Source organism: Pantoea sp. GW821-FHT03E06, assembly GCF_059420725.1.
This window is the reverse complement of sequence record NZ_JBWKUG010000001.1, coordinates 502,659-520,069: the sequence shown is the minus strand read 5'-3', so window position 1 is coordinate 520,069 and position 17,411 is coordinate 502,659. Positions and strand designations below refer to the sequence as shown.

The following is a 17,411-nucleotide window of genomic DNA, read 5'->3' as shown; positions in this document are numbered from 1 at the left end:
GATGGCAATGTGGAAACGATCGATTGATCTTGAGACGCTGAATAAGCTGGGTGAAAACTCGCTGGTGGCACATGTCGGTATTGTGTTTACCGTCATTGGTGAAGATTATCTGGAAGCCATCATGCCGGTGGATGTCCGCACGCAGCAGCCATTTGGCCTGCTGCACGGCGGCGCCTCGGTGGTGCTGGCGGAGTCGATGGGATCGATCGCCGGTTATCTCAGCATCGAAGAAGGTAAAAGCGTGGTGGGGATTGAGGTGAGTGCCAGCCACCATCGCGCGGTGAGCAGCGGTGAAGTGCGCGGGATCTGCCGCCCGCTGCACCTTGGTGCGCGCAATCAGAGCTGGCAGATTGAGATCCGCAATGCTCGCGATCAGCTGTGCTGCACGTCGCGTTTAACGGTAGCGGTGCTGGGTTAGGTCCTCTGCGGCCCGATGCCCTCACCCCGGCCCTCTCCCACTGGGAGAGGGAGACGCTGCGTCATGTAAGTAATGATTCAAAGTTTGCTCTATCGATTCCCTCGCCCGCTTGCGGGAGAGGGTTAGGGTGAGGGCAAAAAAAAAGCGGCCATCTGGCCGCTTTCTCTTGTGCGATTAACGCTGGTAAATGATTTCGACGCCTTCGTCGTCCTCTTCGTCCCAGTCGTCATCCCAATCATCATCTTCTTCAACTTCCTGCGCGGTCTCCATGGCTTCGCGGTGATAATCATCCCACATGAAGGCCACTTTCTCCGGCTGCTTCTCTTCCAGCTCGGCTTCTTTAGGATTGTCGATGATAAAGCTCATCACATCCCAGCACAGATCAGTTACGCCATCGCGGCTTGCGGCAGAGATCAGGTAATACTTATCTTCCCAGCCTAACGCTTCTGCAATCGCCTTAGCACGGCTTTCCGCTTCTTCGCGGCTCAGCAGGTCAGTTTTGTTGAACACTAACCAACGCGGCTTCTGGAACAGCTTATCGCTGTATTTTTCCAGTTCGCCAAGAATGATACGGGCGTTTTCGACCGGATCAGATTCGTCGATTGGTGCAATGTCGATGAGGTGTAACAGAACGCGACAGCGCTCAAGGTGTTTCAGGAAGCGAATACCCAGACCCGCGCCATCCGCTGCCCCTTCAATCAGGCCAGGAATATCTGCCACGACAAAGCTCTTTTCGCTGTCCATACGGACCACGCCAAGGCTTGGTACCAGAGTGGTAAACGGATAATCCGCCACTTTGGGTTTTGCTGCGGAGACAGAGCGAATAAAGGTCGATTTACCGGCATTTGGCAGACCCAGCATACCGACATCAGCCAGCAGCATCAGCTCCAGCTGCAGGTCACGCTTCTCGCCCGGCGTACCCATCGTTTTCTGACGTGGAGAACGGTTAACCGATGATTTAAAGCGGGTATTGCCCAAACCATGCCAGCCGCCCTTCGCGACCATCAGCTTCTGCTCATGGCGCGTCATGTCGCCCAGCGTTTCGCCCGTACCCTGGTCAATCACGCGAGTCCCAACGGGCACTTTGACGATGATGTCTTTACCACGCTTACCGGTGCAATCACGGCTCTGGCCATTCTGGCCACGTTCGGCACGGAAAGACTTTTCAAAGCGATAATCAATCAGGGTGTTGAGGTTTTCATCCGCCAACAGATACACGTCGCCGCCGTCGCCGCCGTCGCCGCCATCCGGGCCGCCTCTTGGAATATATTTTTCACGGCGGAAGCTTACGCAACCGTTGCCGCCATCACCCGCGACCGCAAGGATCGTCGCTTCATCTACAAACTTCATTTTATTTCTCCGTCACGCTGTCGTTTACGGCAGCTTGCAGGCCGCAAACGGGTCCGCCAGGGTCTTCTGCGCTGACCGACGGCGGATAATACAAGATTGGCAAAGCCAAGAGTACATAAATTGTACAACAACTGTGCTAAAGCGTAACTGTTATCCAGCAAGCTTCAGCAGAATGTAAAAAGCCCCGCAAAGCTGCGGGGCCTTTCATTCGTGTATTCAGACGGTAGACGTCTGCAGCACGACAACCTTACTCAGCAACGATGCTGATATATTTACGGTTGTTCGGGCCTTTAATCTCGAATTTAACTTTGCCGTCTGCGGTGGCAAACAGGGTGTGGTCACGACCACAACCTACGTTGCTACCTGCGTGGAATTTGGTGCCACGCTGACGAACGATGATGCTACCTGCCAGAACAGATTCACCACCGAAACGCTTAACACCCAGACGTTTTGCGTTGGAGTCGCGACCGTTACGGGTCGAGCCACCAGCCTTCTTATGTGCCATTTGTCAGATCTCCTCTTACGCGCCGATCACAGTGATTTTCACATCTGTGAACCACTGACGGTGACCAGCCTGCTTACGGTAGTGTTTACGACGACGAAACTTAACGATTTTAATTTTCTCGCCACGACCGTGAGCAACAACTTCTGCCTTGATCACACCGCCTGAAACCAGTGGCGCGCCGATTTTCACGTCTTCGCCATTTGCGATCATCAGAACCTGGTCAAACTCAATGGTTTCACCGGTTGCGATGTCCAGCTTTTCCAGGCGAACGGTCTGACCTTCGCTTACTCGGTGTTGTTTACCACCACTTTGGAAAACCGCGTACATATAAAACTCCGCTTCTGCGCGTGCCTTTCTATTCATCAGGCGGCGCGATAAATATTCACAATAGGGCGCGAATTCTACGCAATACTCCAGCAGAAGACAAGAGCACTTTGCACTCTCTTGCAGAAAAAAAGCGCAAGGCGAATGCAAACGTTTCGCAACCCGATTTTTCAAGTACAATCAGTAACAGATTACCTGAACTCACGCTGTGTAAAGCGCTTACCATGCAAAAAACGAGTAAAGCTGAAAAGACGAATGAACTTAGAACAGATTAATGAATTAACCGCGCAGGACATGGCGGCCGTCAACCAGACCATCCTCGAGCAGCTGAATTCAGAAGTCTCACTGATTAACCAGTTAGGCTATTACATCATCAGCGGCGGGGGAAAACGCATCCGTCCGATGATCGCCGTGCTTTCAGCACGCGCGCTGAATTATCAAGGATCGTTGCACATCACCAATGCGGCGCTGATCGAATTTATCCATACGGCGACGCTGCTGCACGATGATGTGGTGGATGAATCCGATATGCGCCGTGGCAAAGCCACCGCCAACGCTGCGTTTGGTAATGCGGCCAGCGTGTTAGTGGGTGATTTTATCTATACGCGCTCATTCCAGATGATGACCAGCATGGGATCGTTAAAGATCCTCGCGCTGATGTCAGAAGCGGTGAATGTGATCGCCGAAGGTGAAGTGCTGCAGCTCATGAACTGCAACGACCCGGATATCACAGAAGAGAGCTACATGCGGGTGATTTACAGTAAAACCGCACGTCTGTTTGAAGCGGCTTCGCAGGCCTCTGCCATTTTGGCCGACGCCATGCCGGCGCAGGAAAAAGCGTTGCAGGATTATGGCCGCTATCTGGGAACCGCTTTCCAGTTAATTGATGATTTGCTGGATTACAGCGCAGATGGCGAAACGCTAGGTAAAAATACCGGTGACGATCTCAGCGAAGGTAAGCCAACGCTGCCACTGCTGCACGCGATGCACAACGGCACGCCTGAGCAGGCTCAGATGATTCGTAAAGCCATTGAAGAGGGCAACGGTCGTCACCTGCTGGAGCCTGTACTGGCGGCAATGCAACAAACCGGTTCGCTGGAATGGACGCGTAAACGTGCCGAGGACGAGGCGGATAAAGCTATCGCCGCGCTACAGGTGTTACCAGAAAGCCCGTGGCGCAGTGCGCTTGAAGCGTTGGCGCACATGTCAGTGCAGCGCGACTTCTGATTTTCAACAGGGCCAGCTCTGGCCCTGCTTCTTTTCTTCCCCCTCTTTTACATCCTTTGCATTGCTTTTGCGTAAAGCAACGCAGTTTCTGCGCGTCGGACAAACAATTACTGGAAATTTATAGGAAACATTTGCTATAAAACGCTGGTTTTTCCAGATAACTCTGCGATGAGGGGAATCATTGGACAGCAGAGAGATGAAGTCACAACACGGACAAGGAGAGAAAAGTTATGTATGCAAGGAAAGAGGATTGGCATCCGGCAGACATCATCGCTGCACTGCGTAAGAAAGGCACTTCACTGGCGGCATTATCACGTGAATCAGGTTTAAGCTCATCAACCCTGGCTAATGCACTGTCGCGTCCCTGGCCCAAAGGAGAGTGGCTAATTGCCAACGCGATCAAAGTTCATCCCTCAGAGATCTGGCCGAGCCGCTATTTTGATCCTGTCACCTGCCGGCTGCTTGATCGCAAGAAACGCATCCGATCGCCAAAGGATCGTAAAAAGATCTGACCGTGGCGCAGATGAAAAAAAACCAGTCGCGCGATCGTGACTGGTTTTTTAAACGCCATGAGCAAAAATTATTCGCCGCTTACGCGCTCGATATTGGCACCCATTGCTTTCAGTTTATCTTCGATATGCTCATAACCACGATCGATGTGATAAATGCGATCAACGAAAGTGGTGCCTTCAGCAATACAACCCGCCAGCACTAAACTGGCCGAGGCTCGTAAATCGGTGGCCATTACCTGTGCACCCGACAGCGTTTCAACACCGTGACAAATCGCCGTATTGCTCTCGATTTCCGCGTGCGCACCCATACGAATCAGCTCAGGGATATGCATAAAGCGATTTTCGAAGATCGTTTCGGTAATCACACCGGTTCCTTCCGCCACCAGGTTGAGCAGCGTGAACTGCGCCTGCATATCGGTTGGGAAACCTGGGTGCGGCGCCGTGCGGATGTTAACCGCTTTAGGGCGCTTGCCATGCATATCAAGGCTAATCCAATCTTCGCCCACTTCAATATCGGCACCGGCATCACGCAGCTTGGCCAGGACGGCATCCAGCGTGTCCGGTTTGGTATTGTGGCACATCACCTTACCGCGTGAAATCGCAGCCGCCACCAGGAAGGTGCCGGTTTCGATGCGGTCGGGAAGCACACGATAAACGCCGCCACCCAGGCGTTCAACGCCTTCAATGGTGATTTTATCGGAGCCCGCACCGCTAATTTTCGCGCCCAAGGTGTTGAGGAAGTTTGCCGTATCGACAATCTCCGGCTCACGGGCTGCGTTTTCAATGATGGTGGTGCCGGTCGCCAGCGTCGCAGCGCTCATAATGGTGACGGTTGCGCCTACGCTCACTTTATCCATCACGATGTGTGCGCCTTTCAGACGACCGTTAACAGAAGCTTTAACGTAGCCCTCTTCCAGCTTAATCTCCGCACCCAGCTGTTCAAGACCAGTAATGTGCAAATCAACTGGGCGCGCACCGATAGCGCAACCGCCTGGCAGGGACACCTGGCCCTGACCAAAGCGCGCTACCAGCGGACCGAGCGCCCAGATAGAGGCACGCATGGTTTTCACCAAATCGTATGGCGCACTGAAAACATTAACTTCGCGAGCATCAACGTGGACCGAACCATTACGCTCAACGCGCGCTCCCAGCAGATTCAGCAGCTTCATGGTGGTATCGATATCACGCAGCTTCGGCACGTTCTGAATCTCTACCGGCTCTTCCGCCAGCAGAGCAGCAAACAGAATTGGCAACGCAGCATTCTTCGCCCCGGAAATGGTCACTTCACCACTTAAACGGGTGGGGCCTTGCACACGAAATTTGTCCATTAACACGGCTCTCAATTATCTATCAATAAAACAACCGGCGGGATGCTTAAAAACCGTTGAGTTTACGGTCGCGAGCCCACTCGGCGGGGGTATAAGTTTTGATGGAAACCGCATGAATGCGGTTATCCGCAATATATTCCATCAGCGGCGCGTACACAGCCTGCTGCTTCTTCACGCGACTCAGTTCGCCGAACATTTCGCCCACCGCGATGACCTGAAAGTGACTGCCATCGTTGCTAAGTACGTGTACTTCTTCTAATGCCAGCGCCTGCATCAGCACGGCCTGAACTTCACTATTTTCCATCGCTCGTTACTTCACTTAATAATAATAAGGCAGACATCTTAGAGGAAAGCGCCTGACTCTTAAATACGCAAAAGCCCCTGAAAAAATCAGGGGCTTAGCATCGACATCCGGCAATCAGGCGATTTTTTCCGCAGAAACAATAATCTGCTGCAGGTTATACAGCGTAATTAATGAATGGAGTTTATCGGAGATCCCGGTAAAAAGCGGTACGTTGCCCTGTGCCCGCACAATTTCACGCAGATGCACCAGCAGCGCCAAGCCAGCTGAGTCAACCCTTTCCAGCCCAGCGACATCAATGGTGGTGATATCCGCGACCGCAGTGTCACGTTCCTGCCACAACGTCAGCAACGTATCACGATCTAATTTGCCGCTTAAGGCCAAGGTGCTGGCAGTGCGCTGCCAGCGTAACGGTTCACTCATTATTGCTTTTTATCCAGGGTGATAGGCTGTGCTGCATAGGTTTTCAGCTGAGCAGTCAGGCCATCAATACCTTTGGTACGCAGCAGATCGCCCCACTCATTCTGTTTAGTGGTAATCATGCTGATACCTTCAGCGATCATGTCGTAAGCCTGCCAGTTACCGGTTTGGCTATTCTTGCGCCATTGGAAATCAAGGCGTACCGGCGGACGGCCGTTCGGATCGATAATCGTGACGCGTATCGCGACGATATTCGCATCGCCAATCGGCTGCTCTGGTTGGATTTGGTAAGTTTGACCGTTATACAGCGCCAGCGCCTGGCCATAAGCCTGCGCCAGATAATCACTAAAAGCAGCGAAGTAAGCTTCGCGCTGTGCAGGTGTCGCGTCGCGGTAGTAGCGTCCCAGTACTAACGCACCGGCATATTTCACCTGAACGTATGGCATCAGTTCCTGGCGAACCACTTCACGCAGATAATTCGGATCTTGCTTAATCTTTGGCTGCTCGTTCTTCAGGCGCGTAAAGGTCTTAGCTGCCGCTTCGTTCATCAACTTATAGGGATTGCTTTGGTCCGCTGCAGTAGCAGCCAGCGGTACGATTGCCAACATGGCAATCATCAGTAAACGTTTAAACATCATGTTTTACCTCTTGGTTATTCCGTTGTTGCCGGCGCTGCCGGTGCGCTCTCGGCACCCTGGGATTTATCGTCAGGTTTGTTATCGCCACTCTTATAGAGGAATTGCCCGATAAGATCTTCCAGTACCAGTGCCGACTTGGTATCGCGGATGGTGCCGCCATCTTTCAGCATTGACGAGCCCAGTTCAGGATCGTCAAAGCCTAAATTGAGTGCCAGGAACTGCTCGCCGAGCAGGCCTTGGGTGCGAATCGCTAATGAGCTGGTATCCGGAATTTTATTCGCATATTTGTCGCTGATATCCATGGTGATGCGCGGCGAAAGCGTTTTCTCATCCAGCGAGATGTCGGCCACGCGGCCTATTAGCACGCCGCCAATTTTCACCGGTGAACTGACTTTTAGTCCGCCGATATTATCGAAGGTGGCGTACATCTTCCACGTGGGCTCCGAGCCGATTGTTTTGAGATCGGCAACGCGCAGGCCAAGAAATAATAGCGCTAGCAGCGCAGCCAGCATGAAGACGCCTACCCAGATTTCGTTTTTCTTGCTTTGCATTGCATCAATTCCCAAACATCAGTGCTGTCAGCACAAAATCCAAACCGAGTACCGCCAGTGAAGCATGCACCACGGTACGCGTCGTCGCCCGACTAATCCCTTCCGAAGTCGGAATGGCATCATAGCCATTAAATAACGCAATCCAGGTTACCGTAACGGCAAAGACCGCGCTTTTAATCATGCAGTTGACGACATCCGTACGAAAATCAACCGCATTTTGCATCGCTGACCAGAAGAAACCAGGGTCGATACCTTTCCAGCTCACGCCAACCAACGCACCACCAGCAATCCCCACCGCAGTGAAGATCAGCGCCAGCAGCGGCATACTGATAAAACCGGCCCAGAAACGCGGGGAAACCACGCGACGCAGCGGATCGACGGCCATCATCTCCATACTGGAGAGCTGTTCCGTCGCTTTCATCAATCCGATTTCTGCTGTCAATGCCGAGCCGGCACGTCCGGCAAACAGCAACGCCGTCACCACCGGCCCCAGCTCGCGCAGTAACGAAAGCGCCACCAGCATACCGAGGCTGGTTTCTGCATTGTACGTGGTGAGCACCAGATAACCCTGCAGGCCCAACACCATGCCAATAAACAGGCCTGATACGACGATGATCAGCAAAGATAACACGCCCACGCTGTACAGCTGCTTAACCAGCAGCGGCGCGTGTCGACGAAACGCGGGTTTACCCACCAGCGCATGAAATAACATTAAGCCTGCACGGCCAAAAGCGGCACAGGTATTAATTCCCTGACGTCCAAATGACGCCAGCGCCTGTAACAACATCAGTTTATGTTCTCCCTGAGCGAGTCAAGTCGCTGAGGTAATCTCCAGCGGCAAAGCGGAAAGGCACTGGGCCATCCGCATGACCCTCAATAAACTGGCGCACACGCGGATCGGGATTTTCCCGCAGCTCCGGCGCACTACCCTGAGCAATAATTTTTTGTCCGGCAACAATATAGGCATGATCGGCAATGCTCAAGACCTCTGGCACGTCGTGTGAAACCACAATGCAGGTCAGACCCAACGCATGATTAAGCTCATCAATCAATTTCACTAACACACCCATGGTAATGGGGTCCTGCCCGACGAAGGGCTCATCAAACATGATTAGCTCCGGCTCCAGCGCGATGGCGCGAGCCAGGGCGGCGCGGCGCGCCATGCCACCAGACAACTCGGCTGGCATCAGTTTAGCTGCCCCACGTAAGCCAACGGCTTCCAGCTTCATTAAAACCGTACTGTGCAGTAATTCAGGAGGTAATCGCGTATGTTCACGCAGGGGCCATGCGACGTTTTCATAAACGTTAAGATCGGTAAAAAGCGCCCCCGATTGAAACAGCATGCTCATTTTTTTACGCGCTTCGTATAATTTCGTGCGCGAGAGCGTCGGGATGTTCTGATCGCGGAACCAAATCTCCCCTTTATCAGGCTGTAACTGCCCGCCAATCAGACGCAACAGCGTGGTTTTACCAATACCGGACGGCCCCATGATTGCGGTAACTTTTCCGGCGGGCACCGTTAACGAGATATCGTCGAAGATCGTACGATCTCCGCGCGTGAAACTGACGCCACGAACCTCAACCAGATTCGTTTGCTGCTGGATCATCTTTACCTCTTTATGCGGATCGGGCGTTATCAAAGCTGTCGATGGTAGCCTGGTAGCCTCTAATGCACGATAGTTTTACAGAAACTTACCCACTTGGTGTGGCGAAAACGGCCTTAAAATTTACTTTTGCCTCTCAGACAGTCAAAATCAGCGCCTGCTTACGCGTGCAGCATGCTTTTACCTGTCGGACAAGGTTTGCCGGCCCCCCATCCATCAAGGATTTTTAATGTTCGTAGCCTCTGCCTTGCTGTTTATCGGATTGATTTTACTGGTTTACGGTGCCGACCGTCTGGTGTTTAGCGCCGCGATCCTGTGTCGATCCTTTGGCATCCCACCGCTAATCATTGGCATGACGGTGGTGAGCATTGGTACATCCTTACCGGAATTAATTGTCTCGTTCTCAGCAGCACAGCATGGACAGATGGATTTAGCCGTGGGAACCGCTCTCGGTTCTAACATTACTAATATTCTATTAATTCTTGGCGGCGCAGCGCTACTCCACCCCCTGACAGTACACTCCAATCTCATTCGGCGCGAACTGCCATTACTGCTGCTTGTCTCACTGCTCAGCGGCATCATGCTGTTTGATAATTACTTGAGCAGGCTTGATGGTGTGGCGTTGCTGCTCATCGCGCTGGGTTATCTGCTGGTGGTGATCCGCATTGCCCGCCGTGCCGAACGTGACAATAATGACACCCTAACCCGCGAACAGCTGGCCGAGCTGCCGCGCGATGAAGCGGGTAATACCGTGGCTTTTCTGTGGCTGGCCGTCGCGCTGATTATTTTACCGATGTCGACGCGTATGGTGATCGACAACGCGACGGTTTTTGCCGACTACTTCGGTGTGAGCGAACTGGTGATGGGTTTGACGCTGATTGCCGTCGGCACCAGCTTACCTGAACTGGCAACGGTGGTAGCAGGCGCACTAAAAGGTGAAGATGATATTGCCATTGGCAATCTTATCGGAGCCAATATTTTTAACCTGGCGATTGTGCTCGGCCTGCCCGCACTGATTCATCCCGGAAGTATAGATACACACGCCTTTGCGCGTGATTATTGGGTAATGCTGGCCGTTAGCGTGCTGTTCGCCCTGCTCTGTCTGCTGCGTAAGCGGCGGATTGGCCGTATTGCAGGCACTCTATTATTAGGTGGATTTATCGCGTGGGTTCTGTGGCTATGGCTCAGCCCCATGGTTATCACAAGCTATTAAGGACGGACTGACCATGTCAAAACAGCAACCGGATTTCGATTTTCAGCAGGCAGGTAAAGCGGTGCTGCGCATCGAACGTGAAGGGCTGGAGCAGCTTGATCAATACATCAATGACGATTTCAGTCGCGCCTGCGCAATGATATTTGCCTGTCGCGGCAAAGTGGTCGTGATGGGCATGGGCAAATCGGGACACATTGGTAAAAAAATGGCCGCGACCTTTGCCAGTACCGGTACGCCATCATTCTTTGTGCACCCCGGAGAAGCCAGCCACGGTGATCTCGGTATGGTAAGCACCAATGACGTGGTCATCGCCATTTCCAATAGCGGCGAGTCAGGTGAAATCCTTGCGCTGATTCCGGTGCTAAAGCGCCAAAAAGTCCAGCTGATTTGTATCACGGGCCGCCCGGAAAGCGCAATGAGCCGCGCAGCTGATGTGCACCTGTGTGTGAACGTGCCGCAGGAAGCCTGTCCGCTGGGCTTAGCACCGACCACCAGCACCACCGCCACCTTAGTCATGGGCGATGCGCTTGCCGTCGCTCTGCTGGAAGCGCGTGGATTTACGCAGGAAGATTTTGCGCTGTCGCATCCCGGCGGCGCGTTGGGGCGTAAACTGCTGTTGCACGTCAGCGATATCATGCACAGCGGCGATGAAATCCCGCACGTCAGTCGTGACGCGTCAATGCGTGATGCATTACTGGAAATTACGCGTAAAAATCTCGGCTTGACGGTCATCGTCGATGATCTGATGAAAATTGAAGGCATCTTCACCGATGGGGACTTACGTCGCGTGTTTGATATGGGCATCAATTTCCAGACGGCCCGCATCCAGGATGTGATGACCAGCGGCGGCATTCGCGTGCGTCCAAATATGCTGGCGGTTGACGCACTTAATCTGATGCAAAACAAAAACATTACCGCCCTGCTGGTCGCCGATGACGATCGCCTGCTCGGTGTGGTACATATGCATGACATGCTGCGCGCTGGCGTAGTCTGAACAGGAAATACTCATGAGTACTGAAACGGCGATGGTCGAGACTTGCTACGGTCCAGTGAGCGCAGCGGTGATGGCACGTGCCGCGCAGATTCGCCTGCTAATTTGTGATGTCGACGGCGTGATGTCCGATGGCGTGATTTATATGGGGAACAGCGGTGAAGAGCTAAAAGCTTTTAACGTACGCGATGGCTATGGCGTGCGTTGCCTGCTGACCTCCGGCGTCGAAGTGGCTATTATTACCGGCCGCAAAGCAAAACTGCTGGAAGATCGCTGTAAAACGCTCGGCATTACGCATCTTTACCAGGGACAATCGGATAAGCTTTTGGCCTGGCGTGAACTCCTGGATAAACTGTCGTTATCTGCCGAACAGGTGGCGTACATCGGTGACGATCTGATCGACTGGCCGGTAATGGCGCAGGCGGGTTTGAGCGTTGCCGTGGCGGATGCCCACCCGATTTTGCTGCCGCGCGCGCATTATGTTACCCGCATTGCCGGTGGCCGCGGCGCAGTACGTGAGTTGTGCGATCTGATTTTGATTGCGCAGAACAAATTTGAGGATGCCATAGGGCAATCAATATGAGTAAGAGCAGGCGTTGGATGACGCTGATTCTGGCCCTGATCGCGTTGGTGCTGATCGGCTGGAATCTCACCAACCAGGATGACAACAAAACGCCGGTGGCGACGAACAATCAAGAGCCAACGTATACCAGCGAAAAATCCAATACTGTGGTGTATAACCCCACAGGCGCACTGGGTTATAAGCTGGTGTCAGATAAAGTGACCTACTTTTCAGCCGATGAGGTAAGTTGGTTCGATAATCCGGTGATGACCACCTATGACGAAAACAAAGTGCCGACGTGGTCAGCGCGTGCTGACAAGGCAAAGCTGACTAAAGATCGTATGCTTTACCTTTACGGCAATGTCGTCGTCAATACGTTGACCCAGGATTCACAGCTTGAGCGCATTCTTACCGATAACGCTCAGGTAAATTTGGTCACCCAGGACGTGACGTCTGACGATAAAGTCACCCTTTTTGGCCGCAGTTTTAATTCCACTGGCATGAAAATGCGCGGCAATTTACGGACGAAAAATGCTGAGCTGCTTGAAAAGGTCAAAACTTCCTATGAAATCCAAAATGAACCAAAACAGCCTTAAGTTATTGCTGGTGAGTGCCCTGCTGGCAACGAGTTTGCCCGCCCTGGCGCTGACCGGCGACTCAGACAAGCCCGTTAATATTGACTCCGTTAATCAGGCGCTGGACCTGCAAGGCAACGTCGCGACCTTTACCGGCAACGTGATTGTTACCCAGGGTTCGATCAAGATTACCGCCGATAAAGTCGTGGTCACACGTCCTGGCGGCGACAGCAAGAAAACCATCGTTGATGCCTATGGTAATCCTGCCACCTTTTACCAAATGCAGGACAGCGGCAAGCCGGTTCAGGGCCATGCCAGTAAACTGCACTACGAATTGGCGAACGACTTTGTTGAGCTGACGGGCAATGCCTTTATTCAGCAGCAGGACAGCAATATTAAAGGCGATCGTATCACTTACCTGGTGAAAGAGCAGAAAATGCAGGCATTTAGCCAGGGTGAAAGTAAGCGTGTGACCACCGTTCTGGTACCGTCGCAGCTGCAGGATAAAAACGGCTCGTCCGCGAGCCCTAAAAAGAGTAACTGATTGCTATGGCCACACTGATCGCTGAAAACCTGGCGAAAGCCTACAAAGGCCGCCGCGTGGTGGAAGATGTTAGTCTGCAGGTAAAATCCGGCGAGATTGTCGGCCTGCTGGGCCCAAATGGTGCCGGTAAAACCACCACGTTTTACATGGTGGTTGGCATTGTGCCGCGCGATGCCGGCCGCATCGTGATTGATGATGAAGACATCAGCATTTTGCCGCTGCATGCACGCGCACGCCGCGGCATCGGCTATTTACCTCAGGAAGCCTCGATTTTCCGCCGCTTGAGCGTGTACGACAATCTGATGGCGGTGCTGCAGATTCGCGATGATCTGACCGAAGAGCAGCGCCAGGATCGTGCTAACGAACTGATGGAAGAGTTCCACATCGCGCATCTGCGTGACAGCATGGGCCAGGCGTTATCGGGCGGTGAGCGCCGTCGTGTGGAGATTGCGCGCGCGCTGGCGGCTAATCCGAAGTTTATCCTGCTGGATGAGCCTTTTGCCGGCGTTGACCCCATCTCCGTTATCGATATCAAGAAAATCATTGAGCATTTGCGTGACAGCGGCCTTGGCGTGCTGATTACCGACCACAACGTGCGTGAAACCCTCGCGGTGTGTGAACGCGCTTATATTGTTAGCCAGGGGCATTTGATTGCCCATGGCACACCTGATGAAATTCTTGTAGATGAGCAGGTTAAGCGTGTTTATTTGGGCGAAGAGTTCAGACTCTGATAAGGTGTCGTAACACCCTACGTTTGCTTAGGAAATTCTAACCGAATTATGAAGCAAGGTTTGCAACTCAGGCTCAGCCAACAGCTGGCGATGACACCACAGTTGCAGCAAGCTATCCGCTTGCTGCAACTCTCTACGCTTGAACTCCAGCAAGAACTCCAACTGGCGCTGGAAAGCAATCCGCTGCTTGAACAAACCGATCTGCATGAAGAAGTCGATGCGCGCGAATTTCAGGATCAGGAAAGTGATTCACTAGATACGCGTGAAGCACTTGAACAGAAAGATATGCCCGAAGAGTTGCCGCTCGATGCCACCTGGGACGAAATCTACACCGCGGGAACCCCTTCAGGCACAGGTACCGACTACCAGGACGATGAGCTGCCGATCTATCAGGGCGAAACCACCCAATCGCTGCAGGATTATCTGATGTGGCAGGTTGAGTTAACGCCTTTTAGCGATACGGACCGCGCGATTGCCACCTCGATTGTCGATGCCATTGACGATACCGGTTATCTCACCGTCACTATACAAGACATTTATGACAGTATTGGTGATGAAGAGTTGACGCTGGAAGAAGTCGAAGCCGTGCTTAAGCGCGTGCAACGTTTCGATCCCGTTGGCGTAGGTGCGCGCGACTTACGTGATTGTCTGTTAGTACAGCTCTCTCAATATTCGTCCGCAACACCTATGCTGGCGGAAGCCCGTTTGATTGTCAGCGAGCATCTCGATCTGTTGGCTAACCATGATTTCCGCAGTCTGATGCGCGTGACGCGTCTCAAAGAAGAGATACTGAAAGACGCGATGCTGCTGATTCAGTCGCTCGATCCGCGTCCGGGTCAATCGATCAACACCAGCGAACCAGAATATGTTATTCCTGATGTTCTGGTGCGCAAAATCAGCAAGCGCTGGACAGTTGAACTCAACTCAGACAGCATGCCGCGCCTGAAAATCAACCAGCAGTATGCTGCGATGGGCGGTGCCGGACGTAACGAAAGCGATAATCAGTTTATCCGCAGTAATTTGCAGGAAGCCAAATGGCTGATTAAGAGCCTCGAGAGCCGTAACGATACGCTGCTCAAAGTGACACGCTGTATCGTTGAGCAACAGCAGGCATTTTTTGAGCAGGGCGAGGAGTATATGCGCCCGATGGTGCTGGCAGATATCGCCCAGGCCGTTGATATGCACGAGTCCACCATTTCACGCGTGACCACGCAGAAATACTTGCACAGTCCGCGCGGCATCTTTGAGTTGAAATATTTTTTCTCCAGCCACGTCAACACCGAGGGCGGCGGCGAAGCCTCCTCCACGGCGATTCGCGCACTGGTGAAAAAATTGATCTCCGCGGAAAATCCCGCAAAACCCTTGAGCGACAGCAAACTGACCTCCATGTTATCTGAACAGGGCATCATGGTAGCGCGACGTACGGTTGCTAAATATCGCGAGTCTTTATCTATACCGCCATCAAACCAGCGCAAACAATTGGTTTGACCGAACGAAGAAGGAAGACCTATGCAGCTAAACCTGACCGGACTTAACGTTGAGATTACCGAACCTCTGCGTGAATTTGTAAATACCAAATTTGCCAAACTGGAACACTATTTTGATCATATCAATCAGGTTTATATTGTTCTAAAAGTAGAGAAGGTGACGCAGGTTGCGGACGCAACACTGCACGTCAACGGCGGAGAGCTGCACGCCACATCGGAAGCGGAAGACATGTACGCGGCCATCGACGGGTTAATCGATAAGCTTTCCCGTCAGCTGACCAAACATAAAGACAAACTGAAAAAACACTAACCTTCACGCTTGCAGAGTGCTGACTGATTCGGCACTTAGAGCAAAATGGGGCGGGTTTAACCGCCCCGTTTTGTCATCTGCGCAAGCGCCAACGGGCGAACCGCAATGCAGTTAATTGCCTGATCCCCGCGGCTATGTGAACTCGCAAGTGAAACGATGATGAACAACGATCTGACACTGGAATTGAGCTCGGTCCTTTCACTGGACTGTACCCGTAGCGGCGTACACTGCCAGAGTAAAAAACGCGCGCTGGAAATTATCAGCGAGCTAGCAGCGAAGCAGCTCAATCTGCCGCACCAGACGCTTTTCGAAGCAATCCTGACCCGCGAACGCATGGGCAGTACCGGCATTGGCAACGGCATTGCTATCCCACACGGCAAGTTGGAAGAAGATACATTGCGCGCCGTAGGGGTGTTTATCAGCCTTGATCAGCCCATCGCTTTCGATGCGGTTGATAACCAGCCGGTTGACCTGCTGTTTGCCCTTCTGGTACCCGCGGACCAGTGTAAAACCCACTTGCACACGCTTTCGCTTGTTGCTAAACGCCTGGCGGACAAAACGGTCTGCCGCCGTTTACGTGCAGCACAGAGCGATGAAGAGCTCTACGCCATTATCACAGAAGCTCAGGAAGCACACTCTTAAGCGTAAAACACTTTTACCGGCCAGTTCGCCGGTTTAAAACGGGAGAAATGTGATGGTGCTGATGATCGTTAGCGGTCGGTCAGGCTCAGGAAAATCGGTTGCGCTCCGTGCTCTTGAAGACATGGGCTTTTACTGTGTCGATAACCTTCCGGTTGTGCTATTGCCGGAGCTGGCGAATACCTTAACCGAACGCAACATCTCTGCTGCGGTCAGCATTGACGTGCGTAATATGCCTGAATCGCCGGAAGTGTTTGAAGCCGCGCTCAACAATCTGCCCGACTCTTTCTCGCCGCAGTTGCTGTTTCTCGATGCCGATCGCAACACATTGATCCGTCGTTATAGCGATACGCGTCGCCTGCATCCGCTTTCCAGCAAAAATTTGTCGCTGGAGAGCGCCATCGATGAAGAGAACGATCTGCTGGAACCCTTGCGTTCACGTGCCGATCTGATTATCGATACGTCTGAGATGTCGGTTCATGAGCTGGCGGAGATGCTGCGTACCCGTCTGCTGGGTAAACGCGAGCGTGAATTAACCATGGTGTTTGAGTCATTTGGCTTCAAACACGGTATTCCGATCGATGCAGATTATGTGTTCGATGTGCGTTTTCTGCCGAACCCGCATTGGGATCCTAAGTTGCGTCCGATGACGGGCCTCGATCGGCCAGTAGCGGCATTCCTCGATCGTCATACTGAAGTGCATAACTTTATCTATCAAACGCGTAGCTATCTGGAATTGTGGCTGCCGATGCTGGAAACCAATAACCGCAGCTATCTTACTGTTGCCATCGGCTGCACCGGCGGCAAGCACCGTTCAGTGTATATTGCTGAACAACTGGCGGATTATTTCCGATCGCGCGGTAAAAATGTGCAGTCTCGCCATCGCACTTTGGAAAAACGCAAATCATGACCGTGAAACAAACCGTTGAGATTCGAAATAAGCTGGGCATGCATGCGCGTCCAGCGATGAAGCTGTTTGAGCTGGTACAAAGCTTTGATGCTGAAGTGCTGTTGCGCAATGAATCAGGTACCGAAGCCGAAGCTAGCAGCGTCATTGCGCTGCTCATGCTCGACTCGGCGAAAGGCGGTCATATCGAAATTGAAGCCAGCGGCCCGCAGGAAGAACAGGCGCTGGCGGCGGTTATCGAACTGTTTGAAGCGGGCTTTGACGAAGACTAAGC

Annotated in this window: 24 protein-coding genes; 14 read left to right on the top strand and 10 right to left on the bottom strand. The window is 52.7% G+C overall.

The features are described 5' to 3' along the window. Nucleotide 1: 1 nt before the first annotated feature. Nucleotides 2-418, top strand: coding sequence for a hotdog fold thioesterase (locus tag AC07WB_RS02370; protein WP_345827372.1), 417 nt, complete (start codon nt 2-4; stop codon nt 416-418). 174 nt (nt 419-592) lie between these two features. Here the strand turns inward: AC07WB_RS02370 and cgtA are convergent, their stop codons facing one another. From cgtA to rplU, 3 genes are all read right to left on the bottom strand, one after another. Continuing rightward, nucleotides 593-1,768: an Obg family GTPase CgtA gene (cgtA, locus tag AC07WB_RS02365; protein WP_007886648.1), complete on the bottom strand. Its 1,176-nt coding sequence runs from the start codon at nt 1,766-1,768 to the stop codon at nt 593-595. Between the two features lie 247 nt (nt 1,769-2,015). Next, nucleotides 2,016-2,273, bottom strand: coding sequence for a 50S ribosomal protein L27 (rpmA, locus tag AC07WB_RS02360; RefSeq protein WP_007886647.1), 258 nt, complete (start codon nt 2,271-2,273; stop codon nt 2,016-2,018). A gap of 15 nt (nt 2,274-2,288) precedes the next feature. Beyond that, nucleotides 2,289-2,600, bottom strand: coding sequence for a 50S ribosomal protein L21 (gene rplU, locus AC07WB_RS02355; protein ID WP_007886644.1), 312 nt, complete (start codon nt 2,598-2,600; stop codon nt 2,289-2,291). A 252-nt stretch (nt 2,601-2,852) separates the two neighbouring features. Here rplU and ispB point away from each other — a divergent pair, with 252 nt between their 5' ends. Beyond that, nucleotides 2,853-3,824 (top strand): octaprenyl diphosphate synthase, encoded by a 972-nt coding sequence (gene ispB / locus AC07WB_RS02350; RefSeq protein ID WP_494939973.1) that lies wholly within the window; start codon nt 2,853-2,855, stop codon nt 3,822-3,824. A 230-nt stretch (nt 3,825-4,054) separates the two neighbouring features. Continuing rightward, nucleotides 4,055-4,336, top strand: coding sequence for a helix-turn-helix domain-containing protein (locus tag AC07WB_RS02345; protein ID WP_097095106.1), 282 nt, complete (start codon nt 4,055-4,057; stop codon nt 4,334-4,336). Nucleotides 4,337-4,404: 68 nt separating this feature from the next. Here the strand turns inward: AC07WB_RS02345 and murA are convergent, their stop codons facing one another. The 7 genes from murA to mlaF form a co-directional block, all read right to left on the bottom strand. Next, nucleotides 4,405-5,664: a UDP-N-acetylglucosamine 1-carboxyvinyltransferase gene (gene murA / locus AC07WB_RS02340; RefSeq protein ID WP_494939972.1), complete on the bottom strand. Its 1,260-nt coding sequence runs from the start codon at nt 5,662-5,664 to the stop codon at nt 4,405-4,407. Nucleotides 5,665-5,710: 46 nt separating this feature from the next. Continuing rightward, nucleotides 5,711-5,968 (bottom strand): BolA family iron metabolism protein IbaG, encoded by a 258-nt coding sequence (gene ibaG / locus AC07WB_RS02335; RefSeq protein WP_008104351.1) that lies wholly within the window; start codon nt 5,966-5,968, stop codon nt 5,711-5,713. A gap of 114 nt (nt 5,969-6,082) precedes the next feature. Beyond that, on the bottom strand, nt 6,083-6,388 hold the full coding sequence (gene mlaB / locus AC07WB_RS02330; RefSeq protein WP_097095108.1) for a lipid asymmetry maintenance protein MlaB: 306 nt from the start codon (nt 6,386-6,388) through the stop codon (nt 6,083-6,085). Then, a complete protein-coding gene (mlaC, locus tag AC07WB_RS02325; RefSeq protein ID WP_494941047.1) occupies nt 6,388-7,020 on the bottom strand; it encodes a phospholipid-binding protein MlaC in 633 nt (210 codons plus the stop codon). Before mlaC ends, mlaB begins: the two co-directional genes overlap by 1 nt. A gap of 17 nt (nt 7,021-7,037) precedes the next feature. After that, nucleotides 7,038-7,574 carry an outer membrane lipid asymmetry maintenance protein MlaD gene (gene mlaD / locus AC07WB_RS02320; RefSeq protein WP_097095110.1) on the bottom strand — a complete coding sequence of 179 codons (537 nt, stop codon included), beginning with the start codon at nt 7,572-7,574 and terminating at the stop codon, nt 7,038-7,040. Between the two features lie 4 nt (nt 7,575-7,578). Further along, on the bottom strand, nt 7,579-8,361 hold the full coding sequence (gene mlaE / locus AC07WB_RS02315) for a lipid asymmetry maintenance ABC transporter permease subunit MlaE (protein WP_007886633.1): 783 nt from the start codon (nt 8,359-8,361) through the stop codon (nt 7,579-7,581). A gap of 4 nt (nt 8,362-8,365) precedes the next feature. Then, complete coding sequence (gene mlaF, locus AC07WB_RS02310; protein WP_007886632.1) at nt 8,366-9,181, bottom strand: phospholipid ABC transporter ATP-binding protein MlaF; 816 nt, start codon at nt 9,179-9,181, stop codon at nt 8,366-8,368. A gap of 226 nt (nt 9,182-9,407) precedes the next feature. Here mlaF and AC07WB_RS02305 point away from each other — a divergent pair, with 226 nt between their 5' ends. The 11 genes from AC07WB_RS02305 to npr all read left to right on the top strand — a co-directional run bounded on the left by AC07WB_RS02305 (nt 9,408) and on the right by npr (nt 17,409). Further along, nucleotides 9,408-10,391 (top strand): calcium/sodium antiporter, encoded by a 984-nt coding sequence (locus tag AC07WB_RS02305; protein ID WP_097095111.1) that lies wholly within the window; start codon nt 9,408-9,410, stop codon nt 10,389-10,391. A 13-nt stretch (nt 10,392-10,404) separates the two neighbouring features. Beyond that, nucleotides 10,405-11,385 carry an arabinose-5-phosphate isomerase KdsD gene (gene kdsD / locus AC07WB_RS02300; protein WP_494939971.1) on the top strand — a complete coding sequence of 327 codons (981 nt, stop codon included), beginning with the start codon at nt 10,405-10,407 and terminating at the stop codon, nt 11,383-11,385. Nucleotides 11,386-11,398: 13 nt separating this feature from the next. After that, nucleotides 11,399-11,965: a 3-deoxy-manno-octulosonate-8-phosphatase KdsC gene (gene kdsC, locus AC07WB_RS02295; protein ID WP_097095113.1), complete on the top strand. Its 567-nt coding sequence runs from the start codon at nt 11,399-11,401 to the stop codon at nt 11,963-11,965. Next, nucleotides 11,962-12,540: an LPS export ABC transporter periplasmic protein LptC gene (gene lptC, locus AC07WB_RS02290; protein ID WP_097095114.1), complete on the top strand. Its 579-nt coding sequence runs from the start codon at nt 11,962-11,964 to the stop codon at nt 12,538-12,540. The genes kdsC and lptC overlap by 4 nt, the downstream gene beginning before the upstream one ends. Then, nucleotides 12,509-13,063 carry a lipopolysaccharide ABC transporter substrate-binding protein LptA gene (gene lptA, locus AC07WB_RS02285; RefSeq protein ID WP_097095115.1) on the top strand — a complete coding sequence of 185 codons (555 nt, stop codon included), beginning with the start codon at nt 12,509-12,511 and terminating at the stop codon, nt 13,061-13,063. The genes lptC and lptA overlap by 32 nt, the downstream gene beginning before the upstream one ends. 5 nt (nt 13,064-13,068) lie before the next feature. Further along, entirely contained in the window at nt 13,069-13,794 is a 726-nt protein-coding gene (gene lptB / locus AC07WB_RS02280; RefSeq protein ID WP_007886624.1) for an LPS export ABC transporter ATP-binding protein, read from the top strand. Between the two features lie 48 nt (nt 13,795-13,842). Continuing rightward, nucleotides 13,843-15,282: an RNA polymerase factor sigma-54 gene (rpoN, locus tag AC07WB_RS02275; protein ID WP_494939970.1), complete on the top strand. Its 1,440-nt coding sequence runs from the start codon at nt 13,843-13,845 to the stop codon at nt 15,280-15,282. A 21-nt stretch (nt 15,283-15,303) separates the two neighbouring features. Next, nucleotides 15,304-15,591 (top strand): ribosome hibernation promoting factor, encoded by a 288-nt coding sequence (hpf, locus tag AC07WB_RS02270; protein ID WP_097095117.1) that lies wholly within the window; start codon nt 15,304-15,306, stop codon nt 15,589-15,591. A gap of 159 nt (nt 15,592-15,750) precedes the next feature. Beyond that, nucleotides 15,751-16,233 carry a PTS IIA-like nitrogen regulatory protein PtsN gene (gene ptsN, locus AC07WB_RS02265; RefSeq protein WP_175501705.1) on the top strand — a complete coding sequence of 161 codons (483 nt, stop codon included), beginning with the start codon at nt 15,751-15,753 and terminating at the stop codon, nt 16,231-16,233. 52 nt (nt 16,234-16,285) lie between these two features. Beyond that, nucleotides 16,286-17,140: an RNase adapter RapZ gene (rapZ, locus tag AC07WB_RS02260; RefSeq protein WP_097095118.1), complete on the top strand. Its 855-nt coding sequence runs from the start codon at nt 16,286-16,288 to the stop codon at nt 17,138-17,140. Continuing rightward, a complete protein-coding gene (npr, locus tag AC07WB_RS02255) occupies nt 17,137-17,409 on the top strand; it encodes a PTS phosphocarrier protein NPr (protein ID WP_008104379.1) in 273 nt (90 codons plus the stop codon). Before rapZ ends, npr begins: the two co-directional genes overlap by 4 nt. The last annotated feature ends 2 nt before the right edge of the window (nt 17,410-17,411 follow it).

Coding starts and splice junctions, on each gene's coding strand:
- ispB (WP_494939973.1), top strand. CDS start 2,853: ATGAACTTAGAACAGATTAATGAATTAACCGCGCAGGACATGGCGGCC.
- rplU (WP_007886644.1), bottom strand. CDS start 2,600: ATGTACGCGGTTTTCCAAAGTGGTGGTAAACAACACCGAGTAAGCGAA.
- mlaC (WP_494941047.1), bottom strand. CDS start 7,020: ATGTTTAAACGTTTACTGATGATTGCCATGTTGGCAATCGTACCGCTG.
- mlaF (WP_007886632.1), bottom strand. CDS start 9,181: ATGATCCAGCAGCAAACGAATCTGGTTGAGGTTCGTGGCGTCAGTTTC.
- hpf (WP_097095117.1), top strand. CDS start 15,304: ATGCAGCTAAACCTGACCGGACTTAACGTTGAGATTACCGAACCTCTG.
- kdsC (WP_097095113.1), top strand. CDS start 11,399: ATGAGTACTGAAACGGCGATGGTCGAGACTTGCTACGGTCCAGTGAGC.
- ptsN (WP_175501705.1), top strand. CDS start 15,751: ATGAACAACGATCTGACACTGGAATTGAGCTCGGTCCTTTCACTGGAC.
- rpoN (WP_494939970.1), top strand. CDS start 13,843: ATGAAGCAAGGTTTGCAACTCAGGCTCAGCCAACAGCTGGCGATGACA.
- murA (WP_494939972.1), bottom strand. CDS start 5,664: ATGGACAAATTTCGTGTGCAAGGCCCCACCCGTTTAAGTGGTGAAGTG.
- mlaD (WP_097095110.1), bottom strand. CDS start 7,574: ATGCAAAGCAAGAAAAACGAAATCTGGGTAGGCGTCTTCATGCTGGCT.
- AC07WB_RS02305 (WP_097095111.1), top strand. CDS start 9,408: ATGTTCGTAGCCTCTGCCTTGCTGTTTATCGGATTGATTTTACTGGTT.
- AC07WB_RS02345 (WP_097095106.1), top strand. CDS start 4,055: ATGTATGCAAGGAAAGAGGATTGGCATCCGGCAGACATCATCGCTGCA.
- AC07WB_RS02370 (WP_345827372.1), top strand. CDS start 2: ATGGCAATGTGGAAACGATCGATTGATCTTGAGACGCTGAATAAGCTG.
- lptB (WP_007886624.1), top strand. CDS start 13,069: ATGGCCACACTGATCGCTGAAAACCTGGCGAAAGCCTACAAAGGCCGC.
- mlaB (WP_097095108.1), bottom strand. CDS start 6,388: ATGAGTGAACCGTTACGCTGGCAGCGCACTGCCAGCACCTTGGCCTTA.
- kdsD (WP_494939971.1), top strand. CDS start 10,405: ATGTCAAAACAGCAACCGGATTTCGATTTTCAGCAGGCAGGTAAAGCG.
- mlaE (WP_007886633.1), bottom strand. CDS start 8,361: ATGTTGTTACAGGCGCTGGCGTCATTTGGACGTCAGGGAATTAATACC.
- rapZ (WP_097095118.1), top strand. CDS start 16,286: ATGGTGCTGATGATCGTTAGCGGTCGGTCAGGCTCAGGAAAATCGGTT.
- rpmA (WP_007886647.1), bottom strand. CDS start 2,273: ATGGCACATAAGAAGGCTGGTGGCTCGACCCGTAACGGTCGCGACTCC.
- lptA (WP_097095115.1), top strand. CDS start 12,509: ATGAAATCCAAAATGAACCAAAACAGCCTTAAGTTATTGCTGGTGAGT.
- npr (WP_008104379.1), top strand. CDS start 17,137: ATGACCGTGAAACAAACCGTTGAGATTCGAAATAAGCTGGGCATGCAT.
- ibaG (WP_008104351.1), bottom strand. CDS start 5,968: ATGGAAAATAGTGAAGTTCAGGCCGTGCTGATGCAGGCGCTGGCATTA.
- lptC (WP_097095114.1), top strand. CDS start 11,962: ATGAGTAAGAGCAGGCGTTGGATGACGCTGATTCTGGCCCTGATCGCG.
- cgtA (WP_007886648.1), bottom strand. CDS start 1,768: ATGAAGTTTGTAGATGAAGCGACGATCCTTGCGGTCGCGGGTGATGGC.